At 73.0% G+C, this 18,715-nt stretch carries 23 protein-coding genes; 13 read left to right on the top strand and 10 right to left on the bottom strand.

Features of this window, described 5'->3' with window-relative positions:
- Positions 1 to 18: 18 nt before the first annotated feature.
- Both IE294_RS25405 and IE294_RS25400 read right to left on the bottom strand, forming a co-directional pair.
- Positions 19 to 576 (bottom strand): YbaK/EbsC family protein, encoded by a 558-nt coding sequence (locus tag IE294_RS25405; protein ID WP_189889826.1) that lies wholly within the window; start codon positions 574 to 576, stop codon positions 19 to 21.
- Positions 577 to 608: 32 nt separating this feature from the next.
- Positions 609 to 1,181, bottom strand: a complete 573-nt coding sequence (locus IE294_RS25400; RefSeq protein WP_189889824.1) for a helix-turn-helix domain-containing protein — start codon at positions 1,179 to 1,181, stop codon at positions 609 to 611.
- A gap of 109 nt (positions 1,182 to 1,290) precedes the next feature.
- Between IE294_RS25400 and IE294_RS25395 the strand changes: the two genes are divergently transcribed.
- Positions 1,291 to 2,148 (top strand): DMT family transporter, encoded by an 858-nt coding sequence (locus tag IE294_RS25395; protein ID WP_189889822.1) that lies wholly within the window; start codon positions 1,291 to 1,293, stop codon positions 2,146 to 2,148.
- Positions 2,149 to 2,159: 11 nt separating this feature from the next.
- Here IE294_RS25395 and IE294_RS25390 read toward each other — a convergent pair whose 3' ends face one another.
- Entirely contained in the window at positions 2,160 to 2,924 is a 765-nt protein-coding gene (locus IE294_RS25390) for an acyltransferase (protein WP_189889821.1), read from the bottom strand.
- Positions 2,925 to 3,033: 109 nt separating this feature from the next.
- Here IE294_RS25390 and IE294_RS25385 point away from each other — a divergent pair, with 109 nt between their 5' ends.
- Positions 3,034 to 3,561 carry a gamma carbonic anhydrase family protein gene (locus IE294_RS25385; protein WP_189817325.1) on the top strand — a complete coding sequence of 176 codons (528 nt, stop codon included), beginning with the start codon at positions 3,034 to 3,036 and terminating at the stop codon, positions 3,559 to 3,561.
- Positions 3,562 to 3,591: 30 nt separating this feature from the next.
- Here the strand turns inward: IE294_RS25385 and IE294_RS25380 are convergent, their stop codons facing one another.
- Complete coding sequence (locus IE294_RS25380) at positions 3,592 to 4,236, bottom strand: DedA family protein (RefSeq protein ID WP_189889820.1); 645 nt, start codon at positions 4,234 to 4,236, stop codon at positions 3,592 to 3,594.
- A gap of 249 nt (positions 4,237 to 4,485) precedes the next feature.
- Between IE294_RS25380 and IE294_RS25375 the strand changes: the two genes are divergently transcribed.
- Together IE294_RS25375 and IE294_RS49760 are read left to right on the top strand one after the other, a co-directional pair.
- A complete protein-coding gene (locus IE294_RS25375) occupies positions 4,486 to 5,547 on the top strand; it encodes a lysylphosphatidylglycerol synthase transmembrane domain-containing protein (RefSeq protein WP_189889819.1) in 1,062 nt (353 codons plus the stop codon).
- A 322-nt stretch (positions 5,548 to 5,869) separates the two neighbouring features.
- Complete coding sequence (locus IE294_RS49760) at positions 5,870 to 6,247, top strand: VOC family protein (RefSeq protein ID WP_373315849.1); 378 nt, start codon at positions 5,870 to 5,872, stop codon at positions 6,245 to 6,247.
- A 121-nt stretch (positions 6,248 to 6,368) separates the two neighbouring features.
- Here the strand turns inward: IE294_RS49760 and IE294_RS25365 are convergent, their stop codons facing one another.
- Complete coding sequence (locus IE294_RS25365) at positions 6,369 to 6,839, bottom strand: DUF4442 domain-containing protein (protein WP_229917339.1); 471 nt, start codon at positions 6,837 to 6,839, stop codon at positions 6,369 to 6,371.
- Positions 6,840 to 6,891: 52 nt separating this feature from the next.
- Between IE294_RS25365 and IE294_RS25360 the strand changes: the two genes are divergently transcribed.
- Positions 6,892 to 7,950: a DUF8017 domain-containing protein gene (locus IE294_RS25360; RefSeq protein ID WP_189889817.1), complete on the top strand. Its 1,059-nt coding sequence runs from the start codon at positions 6,892 to 6,894 to the stop codon at positions 7,948 to 7,950.
- 80 nt (positions 7,951 to 8,030) lie between these two features.
- Positions 8,031 to 9,329, top strand: coding sequence for an MFS transporter (locus tag IE294_RS25355; protein WP_189889816.1), 1,299 nt, complete (start codon positions 8,031 to 8,033; stop codon positions 9,327 to 9,329).
- On the opposite strand, the gene IE294_RS25350 is transcribed toward IE294_RS25355, so the two are convergent.
- The 3 genes from IE294_RS25350 to IE294_RS25340 all read right to left on the bottom strand — a co-directional run bounded on the left by IE294_RS25350 (position 9,291) and on the right by IE294_RS25340 (position 11,780).
- Positions 9,291 to 10,136 carry a spermidine synthase gene (locus tag IE294_RS25350; RefSeq protein ID WP_189889815.1) on the bottom strand — a complete coding sequence of 282 codons (846 nt, stop codon included), beginning with the start codon at positions 10,134 to 10,136 and terminating at the stop codon, positions 9,291 to 9,293. The two genes, IE294_RS25355 and IE294_RS25350, sit on opposite strands and share 39 nt — an antisense overlap.
- Positions 10,137 to 10,169: 33 nt before the next feature.
- Positions 10,170 to 11,339 carry an elongation factor Tu gene (gene tuf, locus IE294_RS25345; protein WP_189889814.1) on the bottom strand — a complete coding sequence of 390 codons (1,170 nt, stop codon included), beginning with the start codon at positions 11,337 to 11,339 and terminating at the stop codon, positions 10,170 to 10,172.
- A 99-nt stretch (positions 11,340 to 11,438) separates the two neighbouring features.
- Positions 11,439 to 11,780: a hypothetical protein gene (locus IE294_RS25340; protein WP_189890019.1), complete on the bottom strand. Its 342-nt coding sequence runs from the start codon at positions 11,778 to 11,780 to the stop codon at positions 11,439 to 11,441.
- Between IE294_RS25340 and IE294_RS25335 the strand changes: the two genes are divergently transcribed.
- From IE294_RS25335 to IE294_RS25325, 3 genes are all read left to right on the top strand, one after another.
- A complete protein-coding gene (locus IE294_RS25335; RefSeq protein WP_189890003.1) occupies positions 11,709 to 12,860 on the top strand; it encodes a glutathione-independent formaldehyde dehydrogenase in 1,152 nt (383 codons plus the stop codon). The two genes, IE294_RS25340 and IE294_RS25335, sit on opposite strands and share 72 nt — an antisense overlap.
- A 171-nt stretch (positions 12,861 to 13,031) precedes the next feature.
- Positions 13,032 to 13,799: a TVP38/TMEM64 family protein gene (locus IE294_RS25330; RefSeq protein ID WP_189889811.1), complete on the top strand. Its 768-nt coding sequence runs from the start codon at positions 13,032 to 13,034 to the stop codon at positions 13,797 to 13,799.
- Positions 13,800 to 13,832: 33 nt separating this feature from the next.
- A complete protein-coding gene (locus tag IE294_RS25325) occupies positions 13,833 to 14,009 on the top strand; it encodes a hypothetical protein (RefSeq protein ID WP_189889809.1) in 177 nt (58 codons plus the stop codon).
- Between the two features lie 309 nt (positions 14,010 to 14,318).
- Here IE294_RS25325 and IE294_RS25320 read toward each other — a convergent pair whose 3' ends face one another.
- A complete protein-coding gene (locus IE294_RS25320; protein WP_189889807.1) occupies positions 14,319 to 15,488 on the bottom strand; it encodes a thiolase family protein in 1,170 nt (389 codons plus the stop codon).
- A 105-nt stretch (positions 15,489 to 15,593) separates the two neighbouring features.
- Between IE294_RS25320 and IE294_RS25315 the strand changes: the two genes are divergently transcribed.
- The 3 genes from IE294_RS25315 to IE294_RS25305 all read left to right on the top strand — a co-directional run bounded on the left by IE294_RS25315 (position 15,594) and on the right by IE294_RS25305 (position 17,411).
- On the top strand, positions 15,594 to 16,064 hold the full coding sequence (locus IE294_RS25315) for a winged helix-turn-helix transcriptional regulator (RefSeq protein ID WP_189889805.1): 471 nt from the start codon (positions 15,594 to 15,596) through the stop codon (positions 16,062 to 16,064).
- A gap of 96 nt (positions 16,065 to 16,160) precedes the next feature.
- Entirely contained in the window at positions 16,161 to 17,036 is an 876-nt protein-coding gene (locus IE294_RS25310; RefSeq protein ID WP_189889803.1) for an undecaprenyl-diphosphate phosphatase, read from the top strand.
- A gap of 195 nt (positions 17,037 to 17,231) precedes the next feature.
- A complete protein-coding gene (locus tag IE294_RS25305; RefSeq protein WP_189889801.1) occupies positions 17,232 to 17,411 on the top strand; it encodes a hypothetical protein in 180 nt (59 codons plus the stop codon).
- A gap of 55 nt (positions 17,412 to 17,466) precedes the next feature.
- On the opposite strand, the gene IE294_RS25300 is transcribed toward IE294_RS25305, so the two are convergent.
- A complete protein-coding gene (locus IE294_RS25300) occupies positions 17,467 to 18,087 on the bottom strand; it encodes a DUF4291 domain-containing protein (protein WP_189889800.1) in 621 nt (206 codons plus the stop codon).
- 95 nt (positions 18,088 to 18,182) lie between these two features.
- Between IE294_RS25300 and IE294_RS25295 the strand changes: the two genes are divergently transcribed.
- The gene (locus IE294_RS25295) at positions 18,183 to 18,647 is read left to right on the top strand and encodes a nuclear transport factor 2 family protein (RefSeq protein ID WP_189889797.1); all 465 of its coding nucleotides are present in this window, start codon (positions 18,183 to 18,185) and stop codon (positions 18,645 to 18,647) included.
- Positions 18,648 to 18,715: the final 68 nt, after the last annotated feature.

Genomic DNA, 18,715 nt, shown 5'->3' with positions numbered 1-18,715 from the left:
GACGGGCCGGCCGAGCGGTCAGGCGATGCCCAGGCCGTCCAGCACCACCGCGCCGGGCAGCTCGGCCAGGGCCTTGCCGGGGACCAGGAGCTTGCCGCGGCGACGGCCGCTGCCCACCAGGACGTAGGGCAGGTCGACGACGGCCGAGTCCAGCAGGACCGGCCAGCCCGTGGGCAGGCCGAGCGGGGTGATGCCGCCGTACTCCATGCCGGTCTCGCCGGTCGCCGTCTCCATCGAGGCGAACGAGGCCTTGCGGGCGCCCAGTTGGCGCCGGACGACCCCGTTGACGTCGGCCCGGGTGGTGGAGAGCACCACACAGGCGGCCAGCGTGGTCTCGCCGGCCCGCTTGCCCGCGACGACGACACAGTTCGCCGACCGCTCCAGCAGGTCCCGGCCGTAGTGCTCCACGAAGACGGCCGTGTCGGCCCACTGCGGCTCGGTGTCGACGTACAGGATCCGGTCGGCCGGGACCGCACCCTGCCAGTCGCGTACGGCGTCGGCGACGGGGGCGGTCAGTTCGTCCAGGCGGTGCGGCGCCGGAACGGCGGTGTCGAAGTCTCCGATGGGTGCGCGCATGGCCGCACGCTAGCAGCCCCTTCCGGCACGGTTCAGCGCACCGGCGGCACCGAGACGGCCATCACCATCTCCATGGGTTCCGCACCCTCGTTGCCGTACGTGTGCGGCGTACTCGCCTCGAACGTGGCGCTCGCCCCGGCGGGGACCAGGTGCTTCACCCCGTCGACGGTGAGGGTCAGTTCACCGGCGGTGACGTGGACGAGTTCCACGGTGCCCGCCGGATGCGGGTCGGACGGGCTCTGCTCGCCGGGCATCAGCCGCCAGTCCCACATCTCCAGCGGGCCGGGCGCTTCCGTTCCCGCCAGCAGGCGGTTGTAGCTGCCGGCCTCGGTGTGCCACAGCCGTACGGCCTGGTCGGCGGGGACGATACGGACCTTGGGGCCCTGTTCGTAGTCGAGCAGCGTGGTGACGCTGACGCCGAGCGCGTCGCCGATCTTGACGACGGTTCCGATGCTGGGGTTCGTCCGGGCCTGCTCGATCTGGATGAGCATGCCGCGGCTGACCCCCGCGCGGGCGGCGAGCGTGTCCAGGGTGAAGCCGCGTTCGGTGCGCCACCGTTTGACGTTGCGCGCCAGGGACTGGGTCAGCAGGTCGAGGTCCGACACGTTGGGTCCAATATCCGGGAAGTTCAATATAATTGATGACTCAGTTCAATGAACTGCATTACGGTGAGGTGCACCTGATCGTTCACCGCACTGTACTGCGAGGCCGGCCGTGACAGCATTCTTCGCCCTGACCACCAGCCTGCTGTGGGGGCTGGCCGACTTCGGCGGCGGACTGCTGACCCGACGCATCCCGGCGCTCACGGTCGTGGTGGTCTCGCAGGCCATCGCGGCGGCCGTCCTGGGCGCGATCGTGCTCGCCACGGGCGGCTGGGGCGAGGCCGGACCCCGGCTGTGGTTCGCGTTCGCGGCGGGCCTGGTCGGACCGGTGGCCCTGCTCTCCTTCTACCAGGCCCTCGCCCTCGGCCCCATGGGCGTCGTCTCCCCCCTCGCCACCCTCAGCGTCGCGGTCCCCCTCGGGGTCGGCCTCGCCCTGGGCGAGCGGCCGGGGCTGCTCCAGGTCGCGGGCATCGCGGTCGCCGTCACCGGGGTCGTCCTGGCCGGCGGCCCGCAGCTGCGGGGCGCGGCCGTGCAGCGGCGCGCGATCCTGCTCACGCTGGTCGCGGCGCTCGGCTTCGGCACGGTCTTCACCTTGATCACGGAGGCCTCGACCAATGTCACGGGCCTGTTCCTCGCCCTGTTCGCGCAGCGGCTGACCAATGTCGCGGTGGGCGGGGCCGCGCTCGCCGTCTCGGTCCGGCGCGGCGGCGCCGCCCTCCCGGAGGGCGGCTTCCCCTGGGCCTCGCTGCCCGCGCTGGCCTTCGTCGGACTCGCCGACGTGGCGGCCAACGGCACGTACGCCGTGGCCGCCCGCAGCGGCCCGGTCACCGTCGCGGCCGTGCTCGCCTCGCTGTATCCGGTGGTGACCGCGCTGGCCGCGCGCGGCTTCCTCAGCGAGCGGCTGCGCGCGATCCAGGCGGCGGGAGCGGGCCTGGCCCTGCTGGGCACACTGCTGCTCGCGACCGGCTGACCCGGCCCGCGTCAGCCCTCGGGCTCCAGCGCGGCGAGCCGGGCCACCGCGTCCTCGTCCAGATCCGCGAGCGCCCGCAGCTGCCCCGGCGTCATACCGTCCGGGATCGGCACCGGCGCGGGGGTCCGCAACGGCGGCTGCCAGCCCTCGTCGGGCGTCCAGCGCCGTACGACCCTGGCGGGCGCGCCCGCCACCACCGCGTGGTCGGGCACCGTGCCCCGCACCACCGCGCCGGCCGCCACGACCACGTTCCGGCCGATCCGCGCGCCCGGCAGGATCATCGCGCCCGTGCCGATCCAGCAGCCCGGGCCGATCTCGACCGGCTCCATCCGCGGCCACTGCCTGCCGATGGGCTCGTGCGGGTCGTCGTAGGAGTGGTTGGTGGAGGTGACGTAGACGTACGGGCCGAAGTAGCAGTCGCTGCCGATGGTGACCGTGGTGTCCGCGATGACATGGCTGCCGCGGCCGAGGACCACGCCGTCCCCGATGCGCAGGATCGGCTCGGGACCGAGGTCCAGGTCGGGCATCAGGCCGGCGGTGAGGGTGACCTGCTCGCCGATGATGCAGTGGGAGCCGAGCCGGATCCAGGGTTCGCCGAAGACCGTGCCGAGCGGGAAGGCCAGCCGGGTGGCCTCGCCGATGGAGCCGAAACGGAAGCCCGCGGGGCGCTCGGCCGTGACGGACCCGTTGCGCTGCATCCAGGACCAGGCCGCGTGAACGGCTCGCTGGGCGAGGCCCTGTCGCCAGGACGAGAACGTGTTCTTGCGCTTCGGCACGGGGTCACGTTACTCACCGGTTGCTTCCGGCGCAGAGGGCGGGCTGCTGTGATCTTTGCCCCACCGGGTGCCGTACGGTGCCGTGTACGGCTGACACAAGGAGACGGTGATGACGCACAAGGCGCTGATCGTGGGCATCGGGGGCAAGGAACCGCAGGTCGATCCGGAGGCGTTCGTGGCGCCCACGGCGTCCGTGATCGGGGACGTCGTCCTGCACCCGGAGGCCAGTGTCTGGTACGGGGCCGTGCTGCGCGGCGACGTCGAGAGGATCACCGTGGGGGCGCAGGCCAATGTGCAGGACAACGTCACCCTGCACTCCGATGCCGGGTTCCCCGTCACCATCGGGGAGCGGGTGTCCATCGGGCACAACGCGGTGGTGCACGGGGCGACCGTCGAGGACGACTGCCTCATCGGGATGGGGGCGACCGTGCTCAACGGCGCGGTGATCGGCGCGGGATCGCTGGTCGCGGCCCAGGCGCTGGTGCCGCAGGGGATGGTGGTGCCGGCCGGCTCGCTGGTGGCGGGGGTGCCGGCGAAGGTGAAGCGGCCCCTCTCCGAGGAGGAGCGGGAGGGGGTCACCCTCAACGGCACCCTCTACGCGGAGTTGGGCAAGGCGCACAAGGACGTGCACCAGTAGGAACGCCCGCGGCGGTGGGTGCCGGGTGCTTCACTCCCCGGCGCCCACCGGTTCCGCTTCTCGCTGGTCCGCCTGGGCCTTCTTCGCCTTGCGCCTGAGGATCAGCATGGAGGCCAGGCCGATCAGCACCGCCACTCCCAGGCCCACGTACGAGAAGCGCTTCAGCCAGTCCTCGGCGACGATGCCCACGTAGTAGATGACGGCCGTCGTGCCGCCGGCCCAGCAGATGCCGCCGAGGACGTTGGCGATGAGGAACTTCCAGTACGGCATGTGCAGGACGCCCGCGAGGGGGCCGGCGAAGATGCGCAGCAGAGCGACGAAGCGGCCGAAGAAGACCGCCCACATGCCCCACTTCTCGAAGGACCGCTCGGCGGTGGCCACATGGCCCGCGCTGAAGTGGCGTGGGAACTTCTTCCCGAGCCACGCCAGCAGCGGGCGTCCGCCCTTGCGGCCGATGGCGTAGCCGATGGAGTCGCCGATCACCGCGCCCGCGGTCGCGCAGGCACCGAGGACGACCGGGTTGAGATCCGAGTGCTGGGAGGACAGCAGCGCCGCCGAGACCAGGATGATCTCCCCCGGCAGCGGGATGCCCAGGCTCTCCAGACCGATCACCAGAGCCACCACGGCGTACACGGCGACCGCCGGCACCGAGTCGAGCCATTCCTGGACGTGCACCGCCGGTCCTCCCCTGTCGCTGTCCCTGCCCGTCGGGTCGCCGCATGTAAAGCGCGCCCCAAGGGAAGGCTACCTGGTCGGCGGTGAACGGCCGCTTGCCCGCGCCCGGCCCGCGGCACCGTCCCGCCCCCGCCCCTTACGTTTCCGGCCATCCCGGTGTCACGCGGGAGGGGAAGGCTCTCCGCGGTTCCGCCCGGCCCGCCTCCCCCCAGGCCCCCGTGGGGCCCGCCGCGGAAGGACGACGTCCCCGTGCCCTCACTGTCCCCGTCCGGCTCGCTGCCCCCGGGCGCGGCTGCCCGCCCCGAGTGCGCCGCACCGGCCCCGTCGGTCACCGGGGCGTGTCCCGGGACCACGGCCACGGCCCGGCCGGCGTCCCGCATGTCCGCCCGGCCGGTACGGCTGGCCCTGTGCCTGGCGCCCCTGCTGCTCGCCGCCGGCTGGGCCGTGGCCAACCGGCCCGTGGTGTACGAGGGGGTGCGGCGGCTGGTCGCGGCCGACCCGGGGTGGCTGCTGGCCGGAGCCGGTTTCACCTGTCTGACCTGGGTGGCCGCCTCCTGTGCCCGGCAGGGCGCCCTGACCGACCGGCTGCCGCCGGGGCTGCTGCTGGCCTCGCAGTTCGCCGCCGGCGCCGCCAATCACGCGCTCCCCGCCGGGCTCGGTGCCCACGCGGTCACCCTGCGCTTCCTGCGCGGGCGGGGGGTGCCGCTGGAGCGGGCGACCGCGTCGATCGGGCTGTACTCACTGGCCAGGTCCACGGCGAAGACGCTGGTCCTGCTGGTGTTCCTGGCGGTGTCACCGGCCTGGCGGCGCCTCGGGGACCTGGTCCCGGACGGTCGGCTGCTGGTGCCGCTCGCAGCCGTCGCGGGCGGGGCGGTCGCGGTGGCGGGGGTGCTGCTGACGGTCGTACGGCCGTTACGTCGGCCGGTGACCGGGCTGCTGCGCTCCGCCCTGGCCGACGTGCGCGCGGTGCACTCCCGTCCCCGCCGGGTGCTCGCCCTGTGGGGCGGGGCGGTCGCGATGCCGCTGGTGCAGGCGGGCTCGCTGGCCTGTGTCGGGGCCTCGCTCGGGCTGGGGCTGCCGTGGGAGCAGGTGGTGCTGGCCCATCTGGCGGCGGGCACGGCCGTCGGGGCGGTGCCGGCGCCGGGCGGGCTGGCGGTCGACGCGGCGCTGGTGTGGACGCTGGTCACGTTCGGCGCGGGACCCGCGGTGGCGACGGCCACGGTGATCGGGTACCGGGTGCTGTCGGACTGGGTGCCGCTGCTGCCCGGGGCGTTGGTGCTGTCGGCACTGATCCGGGCGAAGGTGCTGTGAACCGGCCTTCCCGCCCACGCACCCGACTCGGGCGTGGGCGGGGCCCCGTCGAGCGTGCGCGTGCCGAGCGCACCATGACCGGCACCGGCGGCCCGACGAGCCCGGCTCTGCCACCCACTCGGGCGTTGCACGAGGCGCCCTTGAGCCTGCCCGGCACCACCTGGACGGGCGGCAGGGGCACCCGGTGAGGAGTCCTCCCCCGGCGCCCGCCTCGCCGGCGCGCCGGCCGCCTGTCAGCCGAGCATCCTCCGGAGGGCCGCCGGCACGGCCCCGCCGGTGCCGGTGGCGGTGCCGGTGGCGGTGTCCGTGACCGGTGAGGTGAGTGCGTCGGCAACCTCCCCCTTCGGTCCGGCACCTCCCCCCTTCGGTCCGGCGCCGGAACGCGCCACCGCGCCCGCTTCCAGCACCCACCTCTGCTTCGCCGACCCGTCACGTTCACGCCTGGACGTCGATGCCGTCCGCCTTCGCCCCCTGCCTGTTCTTCCAGCGCGTCCCCGAGGGCAAGGTCGTCAAGAACCGGGTGCATCTCGACGTGCGGGTCGGTACCGGGCTCGTGGGTGAGGAGCGCCTGGCCGCGCTCGAGGCGGAGGGCGCACGACTGGTCGCGCTCGGCGCGGTACGCGAGCGACTCCTGTACGACGCCACCGACGCGTGCATCGGCATGCGGGACATCGAGGGCGACGAGTTCTGTCTCGACTGAGCGGCGTCTGTCGAGAGACCCGCTTCCCAAGAGGCCCGCGCCCGTCCGCGGCAGCACGTCCGCGCGGCGCCCGGCACCTGGCCCAGCGCCTACCGCGCCACCTTCCGCGGGGGCGCGGTGCTCACTTCTGCGGGTCGCTCGGGCGCAGGGTCCACACGACGGTCATCTCGCCGGTCACGGCGCCGTCCGCGCGCCGGATCTCGACCGACACCGGGAACTCGGGGCGCTGCCCGGCGTCCAGTTCGGCGACGACCTCGGCGGCCGGGCGGCCCAGCGTCGCGGTCGCGGTGACGACGCCCATGGCCAGCTTCTTGTAGGCGATGTCGGCCCGCACGGCGAGCGGCACGGCGCGCGAGAGCTGGTCCCCGAAGGCGGCCAGCACGATGGCACCGCTGGCCGACTCCCCGAGGGTGAACATCGCGCCGGCGTGCGGGCCGCCCACGTGGTTGTGGTAGGCGCTCTGGTCCGGCAGGGAGACCACGGCCTTGTCGGGCGCGGTCTGAAGGAACTCCAGGTTGAGGGTCCGGGCCATGGGCACGGTGGCGGCGAGCATGTCGCCGATCGACATCTGGTCTGCGCTCATGGGCGTCATGTTACTCACGAGTAGCCGGGCCTGACCAGGGAAGCCACTAGGGTTACTGGCCATGTGGCCAGATCAGCAGCCGCCAGGGGGCGCGCCCAACCCGCAGAACGACCAGCAGAACAACCCGTATCAGCAGCCTGGTTACCAGCAGCCGAACCCGTACCAGCAGCCCGGCTACCAGCAGTACCCGCAGGCCGGCCCCTACGGTCAGCAGGCGCAGGGCGGCCCGTACGGTCAGCAGCCGCAGTGGGGACAGCCGGGGCAGCCCCCCGGCGCACCCGTGCCCCAGCCCCCGCAGGGCGGTGGCGGTCGCACCAAGCTCGTCGCGATCGTCGCGGCCACGGCGGTCGTCGTCACCGCCGCCGTGACCGGCTATCTGGTGCTGGGCGGTTCGAAGGACGACGAGGCGGCCGACGGCAAGGGCGGACAGCACACGAGCCCGTCGCCGACGGGCACCGAGCCCGCCTCGCCCACGGCGTCCGCGACCGGCGACCCGCGCGGCGACGAGAGCGAGAAGCCGACCGTGGCGGGCTGGAAGGTCGTGGTCAACCCCAAGTACGGCACGGCCTTCGACGTGCCCGCCGACTGGGAGGTCGAGCGGCCCGGCGTCTTCTCCTTCTTCGAGGACGAGACGAAGGGCGACGGCTCCGCGTACATCGGCTTCTCCGGCGCCACGCTCCTGAAGCCGGACTACTGCACCTCCGACGACAGCGGCACCAAGGAGTCGCACGCGCTCGCGGCCGGCGGCACGAAGGGCGAGAACGGCGCCAAGGACACCGCGAGCATCGCCCGCGGCGATTCGGCCACCTTCGCCTTCGGCGGCTACACCGACCAGTCGGAGGCCGCCAAGAAGTACCTGCGGATCGGCAAGGCGAAGCCCTTCACCACGGCCTCGGGTGTGCAGGGCAGCGTCGCGACGTCGTACGTCGTCGGCGTGCCGAAGAAGAACAAGTGCGACACCGACGGCAAGGCCACCACCTTCGCCTTCAAGAACTCCACGGGCAGCTTCGTCTCGTGGACGTTCTACGGCGCGAAGGGCGTCGAGGACGAAGTGCCCGACGCGACGATGAACAAGATCCTCAGCACGGTGCGGCTGCACGGCGACCCGATCGTGGACTGACCACCACGGCGTCGGCGACCCGCCCACGACGTCCGCGAAACCACTTGGCACAGCGGAAGCGGGGCGGGGATAGTCGGCCGGTGACCCAGACCTCCGGCTCCCCCGCCCGCCCCCGTGGACCCGCCTGGGCGGGGCGCAACTACTCCCTGCTGACCGCGGCGGCCATCGTGACGAGCCTCGGTGCGAACGGCTCGCTGATCGCCGCCGCGTTCGCCGTGCTGGAGTCGGGCGGCGACGGCGGGGACGTCGGCCTGGTCGCCGCCTCCCGCACCCTGCCGCTGGTGGTCTTCCTGCTCATCGGCGGCGCGGTCGCGGACCGGCTCCCCCGGCACCGGGTGATGGTCGCCGCCAACACGCTCAACTGCCTCTCCCAGGCGGCGTTCGCGGCCCTCGTCCTCGCCGGTGAGCCCCGGCTGTGGCAGATGATGCTGCTCACCGCGCTCGGCGGCACCGGTCAGGCGTTCTTCGGCCCCGCCGCGGAGGGCATGCTGATGTCCTCCGTCGAGGGCGAACAGGCGGGCCGGGCGTTCGCCGTCTTCCGCATGGCCACCCAGGGCGCGGCCCTCGGCGGCGCGGCACTGGGCGGCGCCCTGGTCGCGGCCGTCGGTCCCGGCTGGGTGCTCGCCCTCGACGCGGCGGCCTTCGCCGTCGCCGCCGCACTGCGCTCCTTCCTCGACGTCGGCCACATCCCGCCGCGCGCGCCGGGCGGGGGCATGCTGGCCGATCTCCGCGAGGGCTGGCGGGAGTTCACCGGCCGGCCCTGGCTGTGGGCCATCGTCGTGCAGTTCTCGATCGCCAACGCGGTGGTCGGCGCGGCCGACGCGGTCTACGGCCCCCTCGTCGCCCGGGACAGCCTGGGCGGCGCGGGCCCGTGGGGCCTGGCCCTGGCCGCCTTCGGTGCGGGGACGGTGGCCGGGGCCCTGCTGATGACCCGCTGGAAGCCCCGCCGTCTGCTGCTCGCCGGCACGCTGTGCGTCTTCCCGCTGGCCCTGCCGGGGGCCGCGCTGGCCGTGCCGGTGCCGGCGGGCGTGCTGTACGGGGTGATGTTCGTCGCGGGTACGACGGTGGAGGTGTTCGGCGTCTCCTGGATGACCGCGCTGCACCAGGAGATCCCCGAGGACAAGCTCTCCCGGGTCTCGGCCTACGACTGGTTCGGCTCGGTCTCCCTCATGCCGCTCGCCACGGCCCTGGCCGGCCCGGCCGAGGCCGCCGTCGGCCGCCCGGCCGCCCTGTGGGGGTGTGCCGGCCTGGTGGTCCTGGTGACCGCCCTGGTGCTGCTGGTCCCGGACGTCCGGGACCTCACCCGCCGCATGCACCCGGTCGCCGGCTCCCCGGCGCCGTCAGCCGATGCCGAACGCCCCGTCGGGGGGCTCGGGTGACGGTACGGCGTCGATGTCCTCGACCGGCCGCGCCGCACCGATGAACTCCCGGACCGCCGCCCCGTGTTCGACCCGCGCCGGAAAGGCGTCCGCCGCGGCGCGCCGGGCCGGCGTGGCGGTGTCCAGCGGCCGGTGCGAGGCCACGACCACCGCGTTCCCGAACCGCCGCCCGCGCAGCACGCCCGGCTCCGCGATCAGCGCCAGCTCCTCGAAAACGGCCGCCAGCGTGGCCAGTTGGGACCGGAGGAACGCGAACGGCGCCGCGTCCGCCAGGTTGGCCAGATACACCCCGCCGGGCCGCAGCACCCGCTCGGCCTCACGGACGTAGGCGAGCGTGGTCAGGTGCGCCGGCACCCGGGACCCGCCGAACACGTCGGCGACCAGCACATCGGCGTGGTCGTCCGGCGCGCCCTCCAGCCAGGCCCGGGCATCGGCGGCGTGCAGCGCGATGCCCGAGCCGTCCGGCAGCGGCAGCCGCTCGGTGATCAGCTCCAGCAGCCCCCGGTCGGCCTCGACGACGTCCTGGCGGGAACCGGGGCGGGTGGCTGCGAGGTACCTCGGCAGCGTGAGCGCACCCCCGCCCAGGTGCACCGCGTCCACCGCCCGCCCGGCCTCGGCGACGGCGTCCAGGACGTATCCCAGCCGCCGCGCGTACTCGAACTCCAGGTACTCCGGTTCGTCGAGATCGACGTACGACTGCGGTGCCCCGTCGACCGTGAGCAGCCAGGCCCGCTCACGGTCGACGTCGGGCATCAGCTTCGCGGTGCCGTGGTCGGTGGTGCGGGTGACGGGTATCGATGCGTTCACTTCTCCATTGTCGGTGTCCGCGTCCCCGTCCCTTCACCCCACGGCGACGACGGTCCCCGCTCCCACGGTCCGCCCGCCCTCACGGATCGCGAAGCCGAGCCCCGGCTCCAACGGCACCTCCCGTCCCAGCTCGACGCTCATCCCGACCGTGTCCCCGGGCCGGGCCACGGCCACCTCGCCGAGGTCCACGGAGCCCACGACGTCCGCCGTCCTGATGTAGAACTGCGGCCGGTAGCCGCTGACGACCGGCGTCGTACGGCCCCCCTCGCGCGCGGACAGCACGTACACCCGCGCCGAGAACCGCCGGCTCGGCACCACACTGCCCGGCGCCGCGACCACGTGTCCGCGCCGGACGGCGTCCCGGGGCACCCCGCGCAGCAGCAGCGCCACGTTGTCGCCGGCCTGCGCCTCCTCCATCGGCTTGCCGAAGGTCTCGATCCCGGTGACCACGGTGTCGGTGTCCGCGCCCAGCACGGCCACCCGGTCGCCCAGCCGGAGGGTCCCGCGCTCCACGGCGCCGGTCACGACCGTGCCCCGCCCGGTGATGGTCAGCACGTTCTCGACCGGCAGCAGGAACGGCGCGTCCAGGTACCGCTCCGGCACCGGCACGTAGGTGTCCACCGCGTCGAGCAGCGCCTCGATGGACGCCGTCCAGCGCGGGTCGCCCTCCAGTGCCCTCAGCCCGGAGACGCGGACGACGGGGACGGCGTCGCCCGGGTACCCCTGGGTGGTGAGCAGGTCGCGGACCTCCAGCTCGACCAGGTCGGTCAGCTCCTCGTCCCCCGCGTCGGCCTTGTTCAGCGCGACCACGATGTGGTCGACGCCGACCTGCCGGGCGAGCAGGACGTGTTCGGCGGTCTGCGGCATGATCCCGTCGAGCGCGGAGACGACCAGGACGGCACCGTCGAGCTGGGCGGCGCCGGTGACCATGTTCTTGACGTAGTCGGCGTGGCCCGGCATGTCGACGTGGGCGTAGTGCCGGGTGTCGGTCTCGTACTCGACGTGGGCGATGTTGATGGTGATGCCGCGGGCGGCCTCCTCCGGGGCGCGGTCGATGCGGTCGAACGGTACGAAGGTGCCGGTGCCGCGCTCGGCGAGGACCTTGGTGATGGCGGCGGTCAGGGTCGTCTTGCCGTGGTCGACGTGACCCATGGTGCCGATGTTCAGGTGCGGCTTGGTGCGCACGTAGGCCGTTTTGGACATGGCTGTACCTCGAAGCCTCTCAGCCGTGACGGAAGACGCGGGACCCCGGGAACCGGCCGACCCTCCCCCTGCGGGGTCCGCCGGACGATCCGGAGAGGGTCAGCTTCGGGCGCCGTCGACGGCGGCCACGAGGTGCGGGACGGCAGCCTTCGGAGCATCCGCGACGGCGGATGCGGCGACGAGGAAGGCGTACCGGAACATGCCGTCGATCATCGCCGACGGCACGTCCGGCGTCGAATGGTTTTCGGATTCGTTCGCGTCCGCGATTTCGATGCTCGATACATCGATCGTTCTCGACGTGGCTTGCAACCCCTTCCGGACGGGCGTTCCCTGGAAGAGGGGGTGACGCTCGACGCGGAGGTGACAGACGTGAAAGCCGTCGTCTACGAAGAGCCTTTCAGCGTGACGGTGAAGGAGGTCCAGGACCCTCAGATCCAGCACCCCAACGATGTCCTCGTACGGGTCACGTCGACCGCCATATGCGGCTCGGACCTGCACATGTACGAGGGACGCACGGCGGCCCCGGCGGGCATCGTCTTCGGACACGAGAACCTGGGCATCATCGAGGAGGTCGGCGACGGCGTGACCTCCCTGTCCCAGGGCGACCGCGTCGTGATGCCGTTCAACGTCGCCTGCGGATTCTGCAAGAACTGTCTCGTCGGGAAGACCGGCTTCTGCCTGACGGTCAACCCCGGATTCGCCGGCGGGGCCTACGGCTATGTGGCGATGGGGCCGTTCATCGGCGGCCAGGCCGAGCGGCTGCGGGTGCCGTACGCCGACTTCAACTGCCTGAAACTGCCTCCGGGCGAGGAGTTCGAGACGGACTTCGTGCTGCTCGCCGACATCTTCCCGACCGGCTATCACGGTTGCGAACTCGCCCTGGTGTCCCCCGGTGAGTCCGTGGCCGTCTACGGCGCCGGACCGGTGGGCCTGATGGCCGCGTACTCGGCACTGCTGCGCGGCGCGGCGAAGGTCTTCTCCGTCGACCGGGTGCCCGAGCGGCTGGCCAAGGCGGAGGAGATGGGAGCCATCCCCATCGACTTCACCAAGGGCGACCCGGCGGAGCAGATCAAGGAACAGACCGGAGGTGAGGGCACCGACAAGGGCGTCGACGCCGTCGGCTACCAGGCCCAGAGCCACGACGCCAGCCACGAGGAACCCGCCATCGTCCTCAACGAGTTGGTCGAGACGGTACGGCCGACGGGCATGCTCGGCGTACCGGGTCTGTACGTGCCCTCGGACCCCGGCGGCCCCGACGAGCACGCCAAGCACGGCCAGCTGCTGGTCTCCATCGGCCGGATGTTCGAGAAGGGCCAGCAGATGGGCACCGGTCAGTGCAACGTCAAGCGGTACAACCGCCAGCTGCGCGACATGATCATCGCCGGGCGGGCCAAGCCCAGCTTCGTGGTCTCCCACGAGCTGCCGCTGGACCAGGCGCCGCAGGCGTACGAGAAGTTCGACAAGCGGATCGAGGGCTATACCAAGGTGGTCCTGCACCCTGGTCACGCCCTGGCCGCATGAGGCACGCGGTCCGGCTCGCCGCGTGAGGCACGGGTCCAGGCGTCACGGACGCCTGGACCCCTTCTCGTTCGCCTTCCCGTCCACCGGCCCCGTCGGCGCCGGTGCCGTGCTGTGACGGTCACGGGACACAGCTGACGGCGATCACACACGTTCGTCGGTTACTGTCGACGGATGCTCGATGCCAACCGCTCTGGCACCGCCACGGCCTCTCCCCGGGCCGCCGCCCAGGAGCTCGTCGCCCCCGTTCTTCCCCTGCCCCCCACGGGGTTGGCCGCCCGCTGCACCCGCGTACTGCTGTCCCCGTACGCACGGCTGTCGCTGCTGGTCGCCCTGCTCGTGGGTGCCGCCGCGTGCGTGCTGCTCTTCGAGCCGCAGCGGCTGCTGACGCACGGCTGGCCGCCGCAGCTCGGCGGGGCCGCGGCGGCCGTCGTCTTCGCGGCGGCGTACGGGCTGTGCACCGTGGCGTTCGTGCCGCGTCCCTTGCTGAACCTGGCCGCGGGCGCGCTGTTCGGCTCGCAGGTGGGGCTGGCGACGGCACTGACGGGCACGGTGCTCGGGGCCGGGGTGGCCTTCGGGCTGGGCCGGCTGCTCGGGCAGGACGCGCTGCGCCCGCTGCTGCGGGGGCGCTGGCTGCGCGCGGCCGACGGGCAGCTCAGCCGGCACGGGCTCCGGTCCATGCTGGCCCTGCGGCTCTTCCCGGGAGTGCCGTTCTGGGCGGCGAACTACTGCGCGGCCGTCTCCCGCATGGGCTGGCTGCCCTTCCTGCTGGCCACCGGTCTGGGCTCGGTCCCGAACACCGCCGCCTACGCCGTCGCCGGCGCCCGCGCCTCGGCGCCGACCTCCCCCGCCTTCCTGATCGCGATGGCCTGCATCGCCGTACCGGCGCTGGCGGGCACGGCGGTGGCCTGGCGCAAACGCCACCAGCTGCGCGGCCGGTGAGCGCGGTCGCCCGTCCGCCGGGGAGGGCCTCTCATGGGGTCCAGCGTCATCGCCGTGGCCGGCACGCCGCTCGGCGGCGCGTCCACCGCACCGCGCCAGTCCCGGCGTGAGCGGGCCGCCCGCGCCGAGCGAGGGCCGAGGCACCGCACGGGGCGCTGGACGAACTGGTGGCGGCCCCGGGTGACCACCGGCGGCCCTGTGGCACCGTGAGGACCTTCGCCTGGACGGCGCGAGCAGGACGCCACCGAGGCGGCACGGTCGGCGTCCCACGCGGCCCGCTCCCCCGTGACCGCCCCTTGTCGCGGTCTGCGGCCCCGGAGCGTCCCCGGCCCGACCGGCGGGGCAGGCGGCCCCCGTCGTGTTCGAGCCCGTGACTCCGCTCGTCGACGAGCCGGTCGCCGCCGGGCGGGTCACGGCCTGGTGACCGGCGTCATGGCGTGGTGCCCGGCGGCCCGGCGGCGCCGGGACACCGCTCGGCGCCGCCCTGCGCCCGCCCGGTCCCCCGGCCGGAGCCCCGGCTCAGACGCCTTCCAGGATCATCGCGTTGGCGAGGCCGCCCGCCTCGCACATGGTCTGGAGGGCGTAGCGGGCGCCGCGTTCGCGCATCGCGTGGACCAGGGTCGTGGTCAGGCGGGTGCCGCTGGCGCCGAGGGGGTGACCGAGGGCGATGGCGCCGCCGTGCACGTTGACCTTGGCGAGGTCGGCGCCGGTCTCCTGCTGCCAGGCGAGCACCACGCTGGAGAAGGCCTCGTTGACCTCGAACAGGTCGATGTCGTCCAGCTTCAGCCCGGCCCGGCGCAGCACCTTCTCGGTGGCCGGGATGACCCCGGTCAGCATGAGCAGCGGGTCGGAGCCGGTCACGGCGAAGCTGTGGAGACGGGCCAGCGGGCGCAGGCCGAGCCGGGCCGCGGTGTCGCTGGAGGTGATCAGGACGGCGGAGGCACCGTCGTTGATGGGGCTCGCGTTGCCCGCGGTGACGTTCCACTCGATCTGCGGGAAGCGCTCGGCGAAGCCGGGGTCGTAGTAGGCGGGCTTGAGTCCGGCGAGGGTCTCCGGCGTGCTGTCCGGGCGGACGGACTCGTCGCGCGCGACGCCGTCGAGCGGGGCGACCTCGGCGTCGAAGAGCCCGGTCCGCCACGCGGCGGCGGCCTTGTGGTGCGAGGAGACGGCGAACTCGTCCATCCGCGCGCGCGTGAGGGACCACTTGGCGGCGATGAGTTCGGCGCTGATCCCCTGCGGCACCAGGCCGTCCGGGTAGCGCTCGGCGACGCCGGGCCCGAACGGGTCCTTGCCGGCGGGCACGTTGGACCACATCGGCACCCGGCTCATCGACTCCACACCGCAGGCGACCACGAGGTCGTACGCGCCCGAGATCACGCCCTGCGCGGCGAAGTGGACGGCCTGCTGGGAGGAGCCGCACTGGCGGTCCACGGTGGTCGCGGGGACGGACTCGGGGAGGCCGGCGGCGAGCACGGCGTACCGGGTGGTGTTCATGGCCTGCTCGCCGACCTGGTCGACGGTGCCGCCGATCACGTCGTCGATCAACGCCGGGTCGACGCCGGAGCGCTCGACCAGGGTGCGCAGGGTGTGGGCGAGGAGTTGCACGGGGTGGACGTGGGCGAGGGAGCCGTTCGGCTTGCCCTTGCCGACGGGGGTGCGTACGGCTTCGACGATGACCGCGTCTCGCATGGCGCCGGCCTCCAGCTTGATCGGACGAGCTACCGGTGAGTAGGAAATGCGAACTCACCATAACCCCTTGGGTTGGAAATTCAAACCCTCCTCTAGACTGGGCCCATGGCCGCCACGAAGGATTCGCGCCCCTGCTCCATCGCCGACGCCCTCGCGATCGTCGGCGAGAAGTACTCCCTGCTCGTCCTGCGCGAGGTGTGCCTGGGCAACGGCCGCTTCGACCAGCTCGTGCGCAACATCGGCGCCCCGCGCGACATCCTGTCCACCCGGCTGCGCCGCCTCGTCGAGGCCGGCGTCCTCACCAAGCGCCTCTACAGCGAGCGCCCGCAGCGCTTCGAGTACCGGCCCACGCAGGCCGGGCTGGAGCTGGAGCCCGTCCTGATGACCCTCAAGGAGTGGGGCGACCGGCATCTGCGCAAGGGCGTCGACCTGCCCATGGCCGTCGAGCACCGCTGCGGCGAGGAACTGGTGCCGGTGGTCACGTGCCAGGCCTGCGGCGATCCCGTGCGCCACGAGGACCTGACGGCCCGTCCGCAGACCCCGGGCTGGACCGTCACCGGGCCGTCGGCCGCATAGGAGGGACCTCGCCGCCGCGCTGTCGGCGGGGCCCGCTACGCTTCCTCCGTCATATGATCACCTCTTCTCCCTTCAGCGCTTGGACGCCATACCTTCATGTCTTGGTTTGAATCCCTCGTCCTCGGACTCGTCCAGGGGCTGACCGAGTTCCTGCCCGTCTCCTCCAGCGCGCACCTGCGGCTGACCGCGGCGTTCTCGGGCTGGAAGGATCCGGGGGCGGCCTTCACGGCCATCACGCAGATCGGCACGGAGGCCGCGGTCCTCATCTACTTCCGCAAGGACATCGGCCGGATCATCTCGTCCTGGTTCCGCTCGCTGTTCGACAAGGCGATGCGGCACAACCACGACGCGCAGATGGGCTGGCTGGTGATCGTCGGCTCCATCCCGATCGGGGTGCTGGGCGTGACGCTGAAGGACCAGATCGAGGGGCCGTTCCGCGATCTGCGGATCACCGCCACCATGCTCATCGTCATCGGCGTGGTCATCGGCATCGCCGACCGGATGGCGGCGCGCGACGAGACCGGCGGCCGGCACCGGGCGCCCAAGCAGCGCAAGACCCTGGAGAACCTCGGCGTCAAGGACGGCCTGATCTTCGGCCTGTGCCAGGCCTGCGCCCTCGTCCCCGGCGTCTCCCGCTCCGGCGCGACCATCAGCGGCGGCCTGTTCATGGGCTACCGGCGCGAGGCCGCGGCCCGCTACTCCTTCCTGCTCGCCATCCCGGCCGTCCTCGCCTCCGGCGCCTTCGAGGTGAAGGACTCGCTGGGCGAGGGCCATGTGGACTGGCCGCCCACCCTGTTCGCGACGGTGATCGCGTTCGCCTCGGGATACGCGGTCATCGCGTGGTTCATGAAGTGGATCTCCAACAAGAGCTTCATGCCGTTCGTCTGGTACCGCATCGCCCTCGGCGTGGCGATCATCGCCCTGGTCGGTGCCGGCGTGCTGAGCCCCCACGCGGCGGAGTCGGCGGGCTGACGGCCCGCGCCACCACCTCTGTTTCGGACATCTTCGCGCCCGCGGCGGCCCGCCCAGGACCTGGGCAACGCCCCGCGGGCGCCGGGCTGTTCGCGGCCACGGACGGATGACCGGGCGGCGTTGGTGACCAACCCCATACCTTCTGCGTAGCCGCGTGGTAGCGCACCGTCAGACCTTGCCCCTAGGCTGTTCGGCATGTCCCCCGAATCCCTGCCCCCTGGTTCCGTGCGCTCTGCTGCCGAGGTGAACGAGCAGATCCGGGCGCTGTGGCTGCGTGCGGGCGGCACCCTGTCGGCCCAGGAGCGCGCGGAGTACGAGCTGTTGGTGATCGAGTGGGCCGAGGCGATCCGTTGTCAGGTCATCGAGGCGGCCTGACCCGGCCCGGCGCACCCCGTCCGGCACCCCACCCCGCGGGCATCCCGCCGCCGTCCTACGCCCGCAGGTGCGCCAGCACCTCATCGGCCACCGGATACGGCCGCTCCTTCGGCAGCAGCCCCTTCGCCCGCTCCGGTTCCCCCGCCCGCACCAGCCCGTGGATCTCCGCGGCCAGCGGTGTGACGTCCTCGATGCCGACGATCCACTCGTCCGCGTACCGGGCCGCCGCCTCCCCGGCGAGGCCGAGCTGCAACGACCGGTACGGCAGCGGGGCGAAGCGCAGATCGCGCTCCGGGTCCCACTGCACCCGGGCCGGGCAGCGCGCCAGCTCCGCCTTCCAGGCGGCCTGGTCCTCGTGGAGCGCGGGCACGTAGTGGGACAGGCAGGCGTGGCGCAGGGCCCACTCGAAGCCGTCCCGGCGGATCTCGACGGCCAGGACGGTCTCCTGGTTCTCCTTGGTGCCCCAGCCGCAGCGGTACATCATCCACAGGAACGACGGCTTGATCCACGTCATCCGGTCCCGCTTCCAGGCGGAGGGAAAGCGTCCGGTGCGTGCGGCGACACGCCCGATCCCCGGGCGGTAGGCCTGGTAGACGGTGACCGTGGTCTCCGTGTGCCGGGCGCGGACGCGGAACCTGGGCTCGGTGCCGGCGAGTTGTTCGTTCTGTTCGTTCACCGGGACAGGTTCGGCCGGGCGGCCCACCCGGCACCACCGAATATTCACCCCGCACACCTCTTGGCTCAGCGCCCGCCGTGCCCAACACTGTGCCGATGACCCAGCGTGCGGAGTTCGCGACCGTGAGGGACCGCCTGGCCGTGGACGACCTGGTCACCGCGTACGCGGTGGCGGTGGACGACGGCGACTGGACGGGGTACCGAGGGCTGTTCACGGCGGACGGACGCGCCGACTACCGCTCGGCGGGCGGTATCGAGGGCGACGCCGACCGGGTCGCCGCCTGGCTGGCCGGGAGCCTGACCCTGTTCGCCGTGCGCCAGCACCTGATCGTCAACCGGCAGGTCCGCTTCGGCGTCCTGGACCAGGACACCGGCGACACCGCCCGTGTCCGCGCCGACTACCTCAACACCATGCGCTTCACCGGCCCCGACGGCTCCGCCGCCCCGGACCTGGTGTGCGGCGGCCGTTACGACTTCGGACTCCTGCGCACCGCCGAGGGCTGGCGCCTGAGCGAGGTCGTCGTACACGAGAAGTGGCGCCGCGGGCCGGGCGCCCCGTAACGCCGGGAGCCCCTGAGCGGCGCGGGGGCGTACCGACACGCGGCTCGGCAGCGCGCCCCGCACGCCCG

Source organism: Streptomyces canarius, assembly GCF_014650735.1.
Taxonomy (GTDB): Bacteria; Actinomycetota; Actinomycetes; order Streptomycetales; family Streptomycetaceae; genus Streptomyces; species Streptomyces olivaceoviridis.
Note: the sequence above shows the minus strand (reverse complement) of the source record. Positions and strands in the feature narration are given on the sequence as shown.

Coding starts and splice junctions, on each gene's coding strand:
- IE294_RS25405 (WP_189889826.1), bottom strand. CDS start 576: ATGCGCGCACCCATCGGAGACTTCGACACCGCCGTTCCGGCGCCGCAC.
- IE294_RS25385 (WP_189817325.1), top strand. CDS start 3,034: ATGACGCACAAGGCGCTGATCGTGGGCATCGGGGGCAAGGAACCGCAG.
- IE294_RS25365 (WP_229917339.1), bottom strand. CDS start 6,839: ATGACGCCCATGAGCGCAGACCAGATGTCGATCGGCGACATGCTCGCC.
- IE294_RS25360 (WP_189889817.1), top strand. CDS start 6,892: ATGTGGCCAGATCAGCAGCCGCCAGGGGGCGCGCCCAACCCGCAGAAC.
- tuf (WP_189889814.1), bottom strand. CDS start 11,339: ATGTCCAAAACGGCCTACGTGCGCACCAAGCCGCACCTGAACATCGGC.
- IE294_RS25330 (WP_189889811.1), top strand. CDS start 13,032: ATGCTCGATGCCAACCGCTCTGGCACCGCCACGGCCTCTCCCCGGGCC.
- IE294_RS25325 (WP_189889809.1), top strand. CDS start 13,833: ATGGGGTCCAGCGTCATCGCCGTGGCCGGCACGCCGCTCGGCGGCGCG.
- IE294_RS25320 (WP_189889807.1), bottom strand. CDS start 15,488: ATGCGAGACGCGGTCATCGTCGAAGCCGTACGCACCCCCGTCGGCAAG.
- IE294_RS25315 (WP_189889805.1), top strand. CDS start 15,594: ATGGCCGCCACGAAGGATTCGCGCCCCTGCTCCATCGCCGACGCCCTC.
- IE294_RS25310 (WP_189889803.1), top strand. CDS start 16,161: ATGTCTTGGTTTGAATCCCTCGTCCTCGGACTCGTCCAGGGGCTGACC.
- IE294_RS25305 (WP_189889801.1), top strand. CDS start 17,232: ATGTCCCCCGAATCCCTGCCCCCTGGTTCCGTGCGCTCTGCTGCCGAG.
- IE294_RS25295 (WP_189889797.1), top strand. CDS start 18,183: ATGACCCAGCGTGCGGAGTTCGCGACCGTGAGGGACCGCCTGGCCGTG.